The following is a 946-nucleotide window of genomic DNA, read 5'->3' on the forward strand; positions in this document are numbered from 1 at the left end:
AACCCCACATCGTCTGCGGCTACTTCGCCGCCCGCCACGTCCGCTACACGATCCAGTAGGAAACCCATCAGTTCCGGCTCAATACGTCCGCGGCCCAGCTTGGGGAGGCCCTCACGAAGCCCATTCCAGTCTTCCCGGGGCAGGCGCCACTTCGCCAGGCTGCGGCGCCTGTGCGCATAGTCGACACGATCCGCAGCACGCCCCAATTCGTCAGCGATCTCGCCAACTGCGTTTTCGAACACGGACCTCAGCTGCGACTCGCCCAGTTCCCGTGTCAGGACCCTCAGAGTGTGGAGAGTGCCGCTCGCGGGGATTCCCAGGGACTCGCCGCTGGCGTGCCAGGTGCCGCCGGTGGCCAGTTGCGCCAGCCGGATCGACACGGCCCGACGCAGTAGTCGGGGTGCCCGACGCCCCAGGGACGCAAGGTCAGGGATGATCGGGAGAATGTGGGACTCGTACCAGTCGCGTGGCAAGTATGCGGGGATCTCTTCAATCCGAAAGCGGGGGTCAGGGGCCGCGGTACGCCGTCTCCTTCCAGAATCCCCGTACATGCGGTGAAAGGAAGCACGAACCAGAGTGTCTGAATTCTCTTCCTGCCTGAGGATTTTGGCAGCGTGATTTGGCGAAGTACGGAACGCTTCGTTCGCCAACGCGCCGATGCGGCGCCGCAGCGCGACGAGCTCGCGATTTCCTAGCAGAGTGTCGGCGGCCAGGAGCAGGGCTCCGCACTGAGCGGCGTCACCCGGCACGGCGCGCACGCTGTTGAGGCTGGCACCGGTGTCGCCGGTGCGGTGAGCCGGCACCATCGCCACCACGGGCGCGGCATGGTCCTCGATGACCATCGCCAACTCCTGTGAGGGAATGAGCTCTTTCCAACCTGTCGGCCAGGAGGGGCGGTTGGGCTGACAGACGGGTGAAGCCCCTGGTAGATGGGTTTTCGACTAAG

General features: G+C 65.1%; 1 pseudogene. It reads right to left on the reverse strand.

Annotated elements, in window-relative coordinates:
• Positions 1-842 (reverse strand): annotated as a pseudogene (locus ESG85_RS04350) (hypothetical protein); the annotation flags it as partial.
• Positions 843-946: the final 104 nt, after the last annotated feature.

The sequence above is a fragment of the Streptomyces roseicoloratus genome (assembly GCF_004117935.1).
GTDB classification, from domain to species: domain Bacteria; phylum Actinomycetota; class Actinomycetes; order Streptomycetales; family Streptomycetaceae; genus Streptomyces; species Streptomyces roseicoloratus.